12 protein-coding genes are annotated in these 13207 nt (G+C 67.4%); 8 read left to right on the forward strand and 4 right to left on the reverse strand.

Going from position 1 to position 13207, the window contains the following annotated elements; genetic code table 11:
* Positions 1-54 precede the first annotated feature (54 nt).
* Complete coding sequence (locus QZ546_RS02610; RefSeq protein ID WP_294234252.1) at positions 55-1611, forward strand: hypothetical protein; 1557 nt, start codon at positions 55-57, stop codon at positions 1609-1611.
* Between the two features lie 6 nt (positions 1612-1617).
* Here the strand turns inward: QZ546_RS02610 and QZ546_RS02615 are convergent, their stop codons facing one another.
* On the reverse strand, positions 1618-2451 hold the full coding sequence (locus QZ546_RS02615) for an Ada metal-binding domain-containing protein (RefSeq protein ID WP_294234254.1): 834 nt from the start codon (positions 2449-2451) through the stop codon (positions 1618-1620).
* Between the two features lie 219 nt (positions 2452-2670).
* Between QZ546_RS02615 and QZ546_RS02620 the strand changes: the two genes are divergently transcribed.
* From QZ546_RS02620 to QZ546_RS02650, 7 genes are all read left to right on the forward strand, one after another.
* A complete protein-coding gene (locus QZ546_RS02620; RefSeq protein WP_294234655.1) occupies positions 2671-3240 on the forward strand; it encodes a F0F1 ATP synthase subunit delta in 570 nt (189 codons plus the stop codon).
* 7 nt (positions 3241-3247) lie between these two features.
* Positions 3248-4777, forward strand: coding sequence for a F0F1 ATP synthase subunit alpha (gene atpA / locus QZ546_RS02625; protein ID WP_007406897.1), 1530 nt, complete (start codon positions 3248-3250; stop codon positions 4775-4777).
* A gap of 128 nt (positions 4778-4905) precedes the next feature.
* A complete protein-coding gene (locus tag QZ546_RS02630) occupies positions 4906-5781 on the forward strand; it encodes a F0F1 ATP synthase subunit gamma (protein WP_294234260.1) in 876 nt (291 codons plus the stop codon).
* The gene (locus QZ546_RS02635; protein WP_294234263.1) at positions 5781-6359 is read left to right on the forward strand and encodes a hypothetical protein; all 579 of its coding nucleotides are present in this window, start codon (positions 5781-5783) and stop codon (positions 6357-6359) included. The genes QZ546_RS02630 and QZ546_RS02635 overlap by 1 nt, the downstream gene beginning before the upstream one ends.
* A complete protein-coding gene (gene atpD, locus QZ546_RS02640; RefSeq protein ID WP_294234266.1) occupies positions 6359-7831 on the forward strand; it encodes a F0F1 ATP synthase subunit beta in 1473 nt (490 codons plus the stop codon). Before QZ546_RS02635 ends, atpD begins: the two co-directional genes overlap by 1 nt.
* Positions 7828-8385, forward strand: a complete 558-nt coding sequence (locus QZ546_RS02645) for a hypothetical protein (protein WP_294234268.1) — start codon at positions 7828-7830, stop codon at positions 8383-8385. The genes atpD and QZ546_RS02645 overlap by 4 nt, the downstream gene beginning before the upstream one ends.
* 1 nt (position 8386) lies before the next feature.
* A complete protein-coding gene (locus QZ546_RS02650) occupies positions 8387-8638 on the forward strand; it encodes an ATP synthase F1 subunit epsilon (protein ID WP_007405041.1) in 252 nt (83 codons plus the stop codon).
* A gap of 256 nt (positions 8639-8894) precedes the next feature.
* Here QZ546_RS02650 and QZ546_RS02655 read toward each other — a convergent pair whose 3' ends face one another.
* The 3 genes from QZ546_RS02655 to QZ546_RS02665 form a co-directional block, all read right to left on the reverse strand.
* Positions 8895-11066 carry a primosomal protein N' gene (locus tag QZ546_RS02655; protein WP_294234275.1) on the reverse strand — a complete coding sequence of 724 codons (2172 nt, stop codon included), beginning with the start codon at positions 11064-11066 and terminating at the stop codon, positions 8895-8897.
* Positions 11067-11129: 63 nt separating this feature from the next.
* On the reverse strand, positions 11130-11387 hold the full coding sequence (locus tag QZ546_RS02660; protein ID WP_294234277.1) for a DUF333 domain-containing protein: 258 nt from the start codon (positions 11385-11387) through the stop codon (positions 11130-11132).
* 75 nt (positions 11388-11462) lie between these two features.
* A complete protein-coding gene (locus QZ546_RS02665; protein ID WP_294234280.1) occupies positions 11463-12926 on the reverse strand; it encodes a diguanylate cyclase in 1464 nt (487 codons plus the stop codon).
* Positions 12927-13207: the final 281 nt, after the last annotated feature.

Genomic DNA, 13207 nt, shown 5'->3' on the forward strand with positions numbered 1-13207 from the left:
CCGCCGATCCGGTGAGATGCGACGGTGCTTGAAGCGGCTTGGGAGGGCCGGGTGATGACGAAGGGGGGACTGCGCGTCCGTCGCTGGATGGCGGCCGCGATGACGATGCTGGGCATGGGCGTGTCGGCGGCGCCCGCCCAGGCCGAGTGGCGCGAGGCCCATGCGCGGCACTTCATCCTCTATGGCAACATGTCCGAAGAGGCGATCCGCGCGATGGCGACGCGGCTGGAGCAGTTCGACGGCGTCCTGCGCTATTTCTACAGGATTCCGGAGGTCGAGGGCGCGGAAAGCAATCCCGTTACCGTCTATGTCGTGCCGAACGAGGCGGCGGTCCGGCGGCTCTACGGCAAGGGTGGCGACCACATCGCGGGCTTCTATAACGGCCGGGTGTCAGGATCGGTCGCTTTCACCCCGATCCGTGGCGAGGGTGAGGGGCTGAATGCGTTGCAGCCCCAAACCGTGCTGTTCCACGAATATGCCCATCATTTCCTGCTGGGCAATACGGCCCAGGCTTATCCGGCCTGGTTCTCGGAGGGGTTTGCCGAGTTCGCCGGTACCGCGCGATTCGACCGCACTGGGGTTATGGTCGGCGTCGCGGCACAGCACCGCGCCTTCGGCCTGTTGGACAGCAGCAAGCTGCCGATCGAAACGCTGTTCGATTCCTCGCGTCGCAAGCTCAGCCCCGAGGAAACCGACCAGGTCTATGGCCGGGGTTGGCTGCTCACCCATTTCACGATGTTCAATGCCGCCAACATGGCGAAGTTCAACACCTATCTGAGACTGCTCAACACCGGCACGCCCAGCATCGCGGCGGGGAACCAGGCCTATGGCTCGCTAAAGGATCTGGATCGCGATCTCGGCAAATATCTGGGACGCAGCACTATTCCCGGCGTCCTCGTCCCCTTCGAGCGGTTGCCCAAGCCGAGTGTCGCCGTGCGCGTGCTGAGCCCGGGCGAGCAGGCGATGATCGGGTTTCGGATGCAGTCCGACCGGGGCGTGGACGACAAGAGCGGCAAGGATCTCTATGCCCGGGCCGCCCCCGTCGCGGCGGCCCATCCGCAGGATGCGGTCGTTCAGGGCTGGCTGGCCGAGATGGCCTATGATGCTGGCGAGGACGCAGCCGCCGAGGCGGCGGTGGACCGGGCGCTGGTGGCGGACCCGAAGTCGCAACAGGCTCTGCTCTATAAGGGATTGATCCACCTCCGCCGTGCCGAGGCCGGGCACAGCCATGACCCGAAGGTCTGGGAGGAGGCCCGCAGCTGGGTCGTCAAGGCGAACCGCGCCGACCCTAATGCGGCCGAGCCGCTGGCGGTCTTTTATCGCAGCTTCCGGATGGCGGGAGAGAAGCCGCGCCAGTCGGCTGTACTGGGGCTGGAACGCGCCTTTCAGCTGGTGCCCCAGGACCAGGGGCTGCGCTTCATGCTGGCGATGCAGAATATCGAGACCAAGGACATCGACATGGCAAAGGCCTTGCTGCGGCCGCTGGCTTTCGATCCGCATATGCCGCCCGACAATCCCGCGGCGCAGCTGCTGGCGTCGCTGGACAAGGGCGATGGCGGCGATGTGCAAAAGGCGATGGCCAAGATGTCGGGGCCGGGCGCCAGCGAATAAGGCGCGTCAGGCGGTCGTTCGCCAGGCCCGCGACACCGCTTCGATAAAGGCGGTGCGGCGGGCGGGCTCGGCGAGCAGCGGGTCGGGCAGGGGTGTCGCGGCGATAAGGTCCGCCAGACGATCGCCGGCCGCGACGTTGGCGGGGCGCAGCGTGGCGGCGGGAAACAGCGCCTCCAGGCGACCCGCATCCTCCCCGAACGCGATCCGCGCCAGCCCGCGCGCCGTCGCCGCGATCAGCAGCGGTCCGAGCGGGGAGGCGGCGATGCACCATTCGATCGTCTCACCCTCGCCACCGCGCCGCCACCGGCCCGGCGCCATGCCCAGCCGTTGTTCGCTGTCGGCATAAAAGCGGCTCGGCCCGGCATAGCCCGCCTCGTACAGCGCCCGCGTCACGCTCGACTCGCCCGCCAGCGCCCGTTCGGCCCGCCCGGCGCGCAGGGCGCGGGCATAGGCGGCGGGGGTGACGCCGGTCGCGCGCTTGAACAGGCGGTGGAAATGATGGGCGGCATAACCGACCCGTGCGGCGAGGTCGGCGAGTGGCGGGGCCTCGTCCGCCGCCTCCAGGATCGCGATCGCCGCCGCCACTGCCTGCCGGTCGCGGGCAACCGCATCGGGCTGGCACCGCAGACAGGCGCGAAAGCCCGCCGCCCGCGCGCCCTCGGCCGAGGCATGGAAGCGGACATGGTCGCGCCGGGGGCGCCGGGCGGCACAGCTGGGGCGGCAATAGATGCCGGTCGTCTCGACCGCGACGACGAACTGCCCATCCGCCGACCGGTCGCGGCGGGCAAAGGCGTCCCAGGCGGCATCCTCGTCGATGGGCAAAGGGCTATGGGCGTTCATGGCGGCGATCCTGCCAGAAGCCGCTGTGGCATTCATCCCACGGCTTGCGGCCAAAGCCGTTAAATTGGCGTCACCGACCTGTCACAAGTTGCGCCACGCAGCTTGCATCCCATGGTTCCCGATGCTAACCGCCCGCCAACCCATCGGAGGCGCGTTTTTCGCGCCCCGTTTCCCATGGGGCCAACCCGTTCGTTGTTCGAGGAATTCGCATCCGTGGAGATGTCCGGCGGTACTATAAGCGGCACAGGCGGCATCCAGGCGAGCCTGGGTGGTCGTTATGCGCTCGCGCTGTTCGAAACGGCTGAGCAGAGCCGTTCGATCGACACGATCGAGGCGAGCCTCGTGACCCTGCGCGATGCGCTGGCCACGAACAAGGACCTGGTCGCGCTGACCAAGAGCCCGGTCGTGGCGCGCGGGGCCGCCGTCAAGGCGATCCTGGCGGTCGCCGACACGCTGGGCCTGGACGGGGTGACCAAGAATTTCCTCGGCGTCCTTGCCGAGAATCGGCGCCTCTCGGCGCTGCCGCAGATCATCCGTGCCTTCCGCCAGCTGGCCAGCCGCCATCGCGGCGAGGTCGCGGCCGAAGTGACGAGCGCCCACCCGCTGACCGAGAGCCAGGTCGCCGAGCTGAAGCAGCAGCTGCGCACCCGCGTCGGGCGCGAAGTGTCGGTCGACCTGTCGGTCGATCCCGACCTGCTCGGCGGGCTTGTCGTCCGCATCGGTTCCCAGATGATCGATAGCTCGATCCGCACCCGTTTGAATGCGCTCGCCAGCGCGATGAAAGGCTGACGTTCCCATGGATATCCGCGCCGCAGAAATCTCCAAGGTCATCAAGGACCAGATCGCCAATTTCGGCACCGAGGCCCAGGTCAGCGAGACCGGCCAGGTGCTGAGCGTCGGTGACGGCATCGCGCGCATCTACGGCCTCGACAATGTTCAGGCGGGCGAGATGGTCGAGTTCGCCAATGGCGTGCAGGGCATGGCCCTGAACCTCGAGGCCGACAATGTCGGCGTCGTGATCTTCGGCTCGGACGCCGAGATCAAGGAAGGCGACACCGTCAAGCGCACCGGCACCATCGTCGACGTGCCGGTCGGCCGTGGCCTGCTGGGCCGCGTCGTGGACGGTCTGGGCAACCCGATCGACGGCAAGGGCCCGATCGAGGCGACCGAGCGTCGCCGCGTCGAGGTGAAGGCGCCGGGCATCATCCCGCGCAAGGGCGTGCATGAGCCGGTCCAGACCGGCCTGAAGGCGATCGACGCCCTCGTCCCCGTCGGTCGTGGCCAGCGCGAGCTGATCATCGGCGACCGTCAGACCGGCAAGTCGGCCGTCGCGATCGACGCCTTCATCAACCAGAAGACGGTCAACGCGGGCACCGACGAATCGAAGAAGCTCTACTGCATCTACGTCGCCGTGGGTCAGAAGCGCTCGACCGTGGCGCAGCTCGTCAAGACGCTCGAAGAGAATGGCGCGATGGAATATTCCATCGTCGTCGCCGCGACCGCTTCGGAGCCCGCGCCGCTGCAGTTCCTGGCGCCCTATACCGGCACCGCGATGGGCGAGTATTTCCGCGACAACGCGATGCACGCGCTGATCGTGTTCGACGATCTGTCGAAGCAGGCCGTTGCGTACCGCCAGATGTCGCTGCTGCTGCGCCGTCCGCCGGGCCGTGAAGCGTACCCTGGCGACGTCTTCTATCTGCACAGCCGTCTGCTCGAGCGTGCGGCTAAGATGAACGATGCCAACGGCGCCGGTTCGCTGACCGCGCTGCCGATCATCGAGACCCAGGCGGGCGACGTGTCGGCCTACATCCCGACCAACGTGATCTCGATCACCGACGGCCAGATCTTCCTCGAAACCGACCTGTTCTTCGCGGGCATCCGCCCGGCGATCAACGTCGGCCTGTCGGTCAGCCGCGTCGGCTCGGCCGCGCAGACCAAGGCGATGAAGAAGGTGTCGGGCTCGATCAAGCTCGAGCTGGCCCAGTATCGCGAAATGGCCGCCTTCGCGCAGTTCGGCTCGGACCTCGACGCCTCGACGCAGAAGCTGCTGAACCGCGGTGCGCGCCTGACCGAGCTGCTCAAGCAGCCGCAGTTCAACCCGCTGCCCTTCGAAGAGCAGACGGCGTCGATCTTCGCGGGCACCAACGGCTATATCGACAATGTGCCGGTGGCGCAGGTCGTCCGCTACGAAGCGGCGATGCTGGCTTACCTGCGCAACGATCACGCCGATGTGCTGGCGATGATCCGCGACACCAAGGATCTGGGCGACGAGGCCAAGGGCAAGCTCAAGGCCGCGCTCGACCAGTTCGCGAAGATCTTCGCGTAAGACGGCATTCTAGCCCTCTCCCCCCCGGGGAGAGGGTTGGGTGAGGGGCGCCACAGAGGCCGTCTCACCCGTGGCAGCCCCTCACCCCGGCCCTCTCCCCAGTGGGGAGAGGGAGAAGAAGGACTAAGATGGCGTCCCTCAAGGCCCTCAAGATCCGGATCAACTCGGTCAAGTCGACCCAGAAGATCACCAAGGCGATGAAGATGGTCGCCGCCGCCAAGCTGCGCCGGGCGCAGGACGCGGCGCAGAACGGCCGTCCCTATGCCGAGCGTCTCGAAGCGGTGATGGCCGGCATGGCCGCGCGCGTGGGCGGCGTCGGTGCGTCGCCGCTGCTGGCGGGCACCGGTAAGGACGATGTCCAGCTGCTGGTCGTCGCCACCTCGGAGCGTGGCCTGGCGGGTGCGTTCAACACCAACATCGTCCGCGCCGCACGCCGCAAGGCCGAAGAGCTGCAGGCGCAGGGCAAGACGGTGAAGTTCTACCTCGCGGGCAAGAAGGGGCGCGTGCTGAAGCGCTTCTTCCCGGGCGCGATCCTCGCCGACCATGACATGAGCGCGATCAAGGCGCCCAAGTTCGACGACGCGCGCGTGATCGCCGACGACCTGATCGCCCGCTTCGAGCGTGGCGAGTTCGACGTGGCGCATCTGTTCTACTCGAAGTTCGTCTCGGCGCTGGTGCAGGACCCGGTCGCGCAGCAGCTGATCCCGGTGCCGATGCCCGCGCCGAGCAAGGCCGAGACCTCGGTCGAGGCGGTCGCCGAGTTCGAGCCGAGCGAAGAGGACATCCTCGACGCGCTGTTGCCACGCAACGTCGCTGTGCAGATTTTCCGCGCGCTGCTGGAGAACCAGGCCGGTTTCTACGGCTCGCAGATGAACGCGATGGACAATGCCACGCGCAATGCGGGCGACATGATCCGCCGTCTGTCGATCCAGTATAACCGCACGCGTCAGGCCGCGATCACCACCGAGCTGGTCGAGATCATCTCGGGCGCCGAGGCGCTCTGATGAAGCGCGCGCTCCTTCTGGGCCTCACGGTCGCTCTGGCCGGATGCGGCCAGGCGTCCGACCAGAAGGAGACGCCCAAGGCTTCGCCGACGCCGTTCGTGAAGGGCGGCTGGGCGACCGTGTTGGGCAATGCGCTCGAGACGGTCAGCCTGCTCGACCGGATGGGCTTTCGCATGAGCGGTTATGCGCCGGTCGATGGCGTTACCCGCGCGATCGCACAGGCTACGCCGATGGCCGATCCGTCGGTGACGCCGATCAACATGGCCAATCTGCTCGTCGAGGGCGACGCGAAGACGCTGAACACGCTTCGCTTCTCGCTCGACATCGTCAATCTCGACACCAGCCCGTTCGCCAAGACGCAGTTCATCCGCTGGGTGACCAAGCCGATGGATCAGCTGGGTCTGGACGGCAAGGATGCGGTTGCGGCCGCGATCCAGACCGAAAGCGCCACCACCGGCCATCTGACCGGCGCCGATTACCGTGTTACCCGTGACAAGATCGACGGTGGCCGCCGTCTGGTCGTGACCTTTACCCGCCCCGAAGCTATGTCGGGCTCTACCGAACCAAGGAAGCAATGATGGCAACCGCCGCTGAGGACATCCGGCCGACCACGGCCACCAACAATGTCGGCACGATCGCCCAGGTCATCGGCGCGGTCGTCGACGTTCACTTCCCCGAGAACCTGCCCGCGATTCTGTCGGCGCTGGAGACGGATAACAACGGCACCCGTCTGGTGCTCGAAGTCGCGCAGCATCTGGGCGAGAACACCGTCCGCACGATCGCGATGGACACGACCGAGGGCCTGACCCGCGGCCAGACCGTGACCGACACCGGCGCGCAGATCCGCGTGCCCGTCGGCCCCGCGACGCTCGGCCGCATCCTGAACGTCGTCGGCGAGCCGATCGACGAGCGCGGCCCGGTCGCCACCGACCTGCGCGCCCCGATCCACGCCAAGGCGCCCGAGTTCATCGAGCAGTCGACCGAGAGCGCGATCCTGGTCACCGGCATCAAGGTCATCGACCTTCTCGCGCCGTACGCCAAGGGCGGCAAGATCGGCCTGTTCGGCGGCGCGGGCGTCGGCAAGACGGTTCTGATTCAGGAACTGATCAACAACATCGCCAAGGGCCATGGCGGCACCTCGGTGTTCGCGGGCGTCGGTGAGCGGACCCGCGAGGGCAACGACCTGTATCACGAATTCCTCGACGCGGGCGTCATCGCCAAGGACGCCGAGGGCAACGCGATCAGCGAGGGCTCGAAGGTCGCGCTGGTGTATGGCCAGATGAACGAGCCGCCGGGCGCCCGCGCCCGCGTCGCGCTGTCGGGTCTGACCATCGCGGAATATTTCCGCGACCAGGAAGGCCAGGACGTGCTGTTCTTCGTCGACAACATCTTCCGCTTCACCCAGGCGGGTGCGGAAGTGTCGGCGCTGCTCGGCCGCATTCCCTCGGCCGTGGGCTATCAGCCGACCCTGTCGACCGACATGGGCGCGCTGCAGGAGCGCATCACCTCGACCAACAAGGGCTCGATCACCTCGGTGCAGGCCGTGTACGTGCCTGCCGACGACTTGACCGACCCGGCGCCGGCCACCTCGTTCGCGCACTTGGACGCGACGACCGTGCTCAACCGCGCCATCTCGGAGCTGGGCATCTACCCGGCCGTCGACCCGCTCGACTCGACCAGCCGCGTGCTGGAGCCGCGCATCGTCGGTCAGGAGCATTATGAGACGGCGCGTGCGGTCCAGTCGCTGCTCCAGCGCTACAAGGCGCTGCAGGACATCATCGCGATCCTGGGCATGGACGAGCTGTCCGAAGAGGACAAGCTGACCGTGACCCGCGCCCGCAAGATCCAGCGCTTCCTGTCGCAGCCCTTCCACGTCGCGGAAGTCTTCACCGGCATCTCGGGCAAGTTCGTCCAGATCGAAGACACGATCCGTTCGTTCAAGGCGGTGGTCGACGGCGAGTATGACCATCTGCCGGAAGCGGCCTTCTACATGGTCGGCGGCATCGACGAAGCCGTCGCCAAGGCCGAGAAGCTGGCGCAGGACGCGTGATCCTCGCTGCGGCATTCGCGGTAATGGCGCAGGCGTCGCAGCCTGTCGCCGTTCCCGCAGATGCCGCAACGACGGGAATTGCCGCCGCGTTACAGACCTGTGAAGTATGGCTGATGCGTCCGGCGACCTGGGCTGGGTCGATCGACGGCTTTCCTGACAAGGCAGGCCTTACCGGCAGGATCGTTGCACGCCCGTCCATACCGGACGCCGTTACGCCACCTGCCGGTTGGCTGCCCGCACCGCATTATTGGTATGCGGGGGCCGGACCGGGTGGTTTGTTCGTCACAGTTTCGGATACCCGCCCACTCTGCCACGTGATTGGCGGATCGAGCGAGGACCTGCAACCTGCCGTCGAAGCCGTCCTGGCACAGTCTGGTTTCAAGACCAGTTGGTCGGCGCGCGAAGACAAGAGCAATGGCGACATGCGCACGACACGTTATGTGAGTACGGTCGATCCGCATGTGTGGATGATGGTTTCACGGGCCGCAAAGCCTGGTGAGCGCAGGGATCGCCCGCAGATCGCCATTACGGCGCAAATGGACGTTGAGAGATAATATGCTGCACTTCGAACTCGTCACGCCCGAAAAGCTCCTCCGCTCGGAGGAGGTGCATATGGTGGTCGTCCCCGGCACCGAGGGCGATTTCGGCGTGCTGGAGGGCCATGCGCCCTTCATGTCGACCATCCGCGACGGCGCGATCCAGGTGTACCGCACCGACAAGGGCGAGCCGGAATCGATCCAGATCCGTGGCGGTTTCGCCGAGGTGGGGCCGAAGGGCCTGACCGTGCTGGCGGAACATGCGGGGTAAGGGGTTTTCCTTGCCTGGGTTTTGAAACGGTCGCGGTGGAAGCCGCGGCCGTTTTTGTTTGTGGTGGGGCGAAGGCCAAGGGAAAAGCTCGACCCCATGCACGCCCCTCCCGCAGGCGGGAGGGGATGGGGGAGGGAAGGCCGCAAGCGAAGGTCTCGGTGAGACTCCATGCCCTCCCCCAACCCCTCCCGCTTGCGGGAGGGGCGTAAGAACACATTTCCTCCCGCAGGCGGAGGGGAGGAAGAAGGATCGGGAGTTACAAAAAGCTATACGGATCCACATCCACGGCGACCCGCACCTTCGCGGACCATTCCAACCCGCCCAGCCACTCCCGGATCACATCCTGCACCGCCAGCGCGCGCCTGGCATGGATCAGCAACCGAAACCGATGCCGTCCGCGCAGCATCGCCAGCGGGGCGGGGGCGGGGCCGAAGACGTGCATCCCGTCCACCTTGGGCGCCGCGCGTGCGATCAGTCCGGCGGTGGATTGCGCCGCGCCTTGATCCTCCGACGACACGATGATCGCGGCATAGCGGCCGAAAGGCGGCGCATCCGCATCCCGCCTTGCTTCCGTCTCCGCCGCGTAGAAAGCCTCGGCATCGCCCGTGACCAGGGCCTGCATCACCTGCGCCTTGGGGCTGTGCGTCTGGATGAAGACATGCCCCGGCTTGGCTCCGCGCCCCGCGCGCCCCGAGACCTGGCGGATCTGCTGAAAGGTCCGCTCCGCCGCGCGCAGGTCGCCGCCGTCCAGCCCCAGATCGGCGTCGATCACCCCGACCAGGGTCAGATTGGGGAAGTGATAGCCCTTGGTAATCAGCTGCGTGCCGACGACGATGTCGATATCGCCCGCCTCCATCCGCCCGACGAACTCGGCCGCTTTGGCGGGGGACCAGATGGTGTCGGAGGTGACGACCGCGATCTTCGCCTCGGGGAACAGCGCGGTGGCCTCGTCCGCGATCCGCTCGACGCCGGGGCCGCAGGCGACCAGCGTGTCCTCGCCATCGCATTCGGGGCAGGCGCGCGGGGTGGGCAGGACATGGCCGCAATGATGACAGGCCAGCCGCCGGACCAGCCGATGCTCGACCATCCAGGCGGTGCAGTTGGGGCATTGGAACCGGTGCCCGCAGGTCCGGCACAGGGTCAGCGGGGCATAGCCGCGCCGGTTAAGATAGAGCAGCGACTGTTCGCGCTTCTCCAGCACCGCCTTCATCGCGGCGACCAGCTTGGGCGCGATCCAGCGGCCGCGCTCGGGCGGGTCCTGGATCAGGTCGATCGCCTCGATCGTCGGCATCTGGGCGGGCCCGAAGCGGCCGGGCAGCTTGACCTCGGTATAGCGGCCCAGCGCCACCTGCTGGCGCGTTTCGATGGCGGGGGTGGCGGAGGCGAGGATGACCGGGCAGGGCTCGAACTTGCCGCGCATCACCGCCACGTCGCGGGCATGGTAATGGACGCCGTCTTCCTGCTTGAAGCTGGTCTCATGCGCTTCGTCGACGACGATCAGGCCGAGATTGCGATAGGGCAGGAACAGCGCCGAGCGCGCGCCGACCGTCACCAGCCCCTGGCCGCTGGCGATGGCCCGCCAGGCGCGCCGCCGCTGCGAGGAACGCAGGCCCGAATGCCACGCCACCGGCTCGCAGCCGAAGCGGTCGTGGAAGCGCTTCAGGAACGGCTCGGTCAGCGCGATTTCGGGGAGCAGGACCAGAACCTGTCGCCCCTCTGCAACGGCCTGAGCCACCGCCTCGAAATAGACCTCGGTCTTGCCCGATCCGGTCACGCCATCGAGTAGCACCGGCTGAAAGCTGTGCGATGCGACGCCCGCGACCAATATGTCCGCCGCCGCGCGCTGGTCGTTCGACAGGACGGGGCGGTGATGGTCCGGGTCGGGCAGGGGGAAGGGGCTGTCGATATCGACTTCGACGCCTTCGATCGCGCCGTTCTTCACCAGGCCCCGTATGACGGCGTCGGAGACATCGGCCATCGTCGCCAACTCGCGGATCAGGCCCTGGCGGTCGCCGATCCGCTCCAGCGCCTGCGCGCGCTGCGGCGTAAGACGGTCGGGGACATGGCCGGTGACGCGATATTCGGTGACGGTCCGCGCGCCCTCCAGCGCGGAGGTGGAGGACAGCGCCATCCGCACCACCGCGGCGGGCGGCGCGAGATAATAGTCCGCCGTCCACTCGATCAGCCGCCGGAGCGCATCGGGAAGGGGCGGCGCGTCGGCCACGCCGAGCAGCGGGCGCAGGCGATTGTCGCCGACCTCGGCATCGGAGGGCATCCGCTCGGGCTCCCACACCACGCCTAGCAGCTGGCGGGGACCGAGCGGCGCGACGACGATCGACCCCGGCTCGACCGTCATCCCATGGGGCACACGATAGTCGAGGGGGCCGAGCGCAGAGTTCAGGACAAGGACGCGGGCGCGCGAGGACATGTCCCCGCTATATGGGGCCGTGGGCCGGGTAGGGAAGGGCCGGTGTCGTCGCGCGCGGGTGCGTCAGCGGAACGGATTGTGCCGGGGCGCGGGCGTCTTGCCGTCGAACATACGGAACAGCGTCCATTCCTCGACGATCTTCTTGCCCGGCAGGTAACACAGGCCGATCGTCCCGCCATCGGCCAGCCTGGCGGGGACCGATCGACCGCCCATCTTCGTGCAGAAGACCGAGGCCGGGTTGGCTATGGTCGCAGCGGCAGCGGGCATGGCCAGCCCCGCGACAGCGATCCCGAGAGCGACGAAAACGGCCTTATGCACCATCACGATCTCCCTTGATGAGATCCGGCTGGTGAACCGACGCGGCTGAACGCGGGATGACGCCGCACGGGCGCTGGTTCACTTCTTCGCCCGGCGTCGGTCGCCCTGGCGTCGCTCGCCCACCCGGTCGCGTTTGGCGGCGTAGAGGCGGCTATCGGCATGATGCATGAAATCGCGCACCGTCCGGCATTCTTCGGGGCGCAGGGTCACGCAGACGGTGCCCGCGCAACTCATCGTCAGCCCGTCGACCGTGATCGAGACGGCGAGCAATGCCTCGATTCGTTCGCGAAGCCCATCCGGCTCGGCAAGCAGCGCGGGGTCCCCGACGATCACGCCGAACTCGTCCCCGCCCAGCCGCGCGACGAAGCACCCTTCCAGCCAATCGGAGCGCAGCCGCTCGCCGACGATGCGCAGCACCTCGTCCCCCGCCAGATGCCCCAGCGTGTCGTTGACCAGCTTGAACCCGTCCAGGTCGATCAGCACCAGGCCCAGCGGCGTCGCCGCGTCGATCGACCGGGCGATCGCGGCCTCCAGCGCGCGGTCATAGGCGGCGCGGTTGGACAGGGCGGTGAGCATGTCGGTGTCGGCATTGCGGCGCAACTGGGTCTCCAGCGCATGGCGCTCGGTCACGTCCTGGAACATGCCGACCAGGCCGTGGGGCTGGCCGTTCTGCATCTCGCGCTCGCCCATCACCCGGACGCGACGCTTGCGGCCGAGCGCAGTGACGAAATCAAGCTCGATGTCGAACGGGTCGCCGGTGCGGATCGTGTCCTGGATCGTCGTGCGCAGGATGGTGCGGGACTGGGGCGGGTAATAGGACAGCCCCTGTTCGACCGAGAAGGTCTGGCCCGGCGGCAGTTCGTGGATGCGATAGACGCCCTCCGACCACATCGCTTCGTTGGTTTGCAGCACGATTCGCCAGGATCCGATCAGCGCCAGCCGTTCCACCTGGCGGACGGTGCGCTCCTTGGCGCGCAGATCCTCGGCCTGGCGTTCGCTGAGCTCGGCCATGCTGTTCGCCCGCTTGGCGATGGCCCGCGCGGCGATCAGCGCCTCGGCCAGCCGGGCGAGGTGGCGCAGCGTCTGCTCGCCGACGGGGTTCAGCGACCGGGGGTTAGCATCCATGACGCACAGCGAGCCGATCGCCTGGGGCGATCCGTCCAGATCGGGCACCCGGATCGGCATTCCGGCATAGAATCGCGTTCCCGGTTCGCCGACGACGAAGGGATTGACCGCGAAGCGCGGGTCGTGGGCCAGATCGGGGACGATCATCAGGTCGGGCGATCGGATGGTCTGGTCGCAAAAGGCGACGTCGCGCGGCATCTGGCGGGGCAGATCGCCGACCGCCGATTTGACCCAGAAGCGGTCGCGATCGGCCAGGGTCAGCGCCGCGACCGGACAGCCCAGCATGTCGGCCGCCAGCGAGACGAGCGCGTCGAATTCCGCCTCCGGCTCGCTGTCGAGCAGCGCATGGGCCTGGAGCGTGGCCAGGCGGCGCTCCTCATCGAATGACGGGGCGAAGGGGAAAGGGGCGGCCATCATGATACCCGCAGCCATAACCTGGATAGTTGTAGAAATCCTAAAAATGGATTGAAACGGCGCGCTTTTTTCATCCGCTATCGGTTCGATCACGGAGGTGCGGCGCGCGCGGCGGGCGACCGAGGAGCGGATGACGTATTTGTCACATTATGGTCACCCCGGGGTAGGCCGGTTGAATGTAGCGCTTGGACCACGGAGTTCAGAGAGCTCGGCGCCCGACACTCCCGGGGGTGCCGTCGGGGCCGGCGGAGAGCGCGCTTTCCGCCGGCCTTTTCATGACGGCC

The organism is uncultured Sphingomonas sp., assembly GCF_913062585.1.
Classification (GTDB): domain Bacteria; phylum Pseudomonadota; class Alphaproteobacteria; order Sphingomonadales; family Sphingomonadaceae; genus Sphingomonas.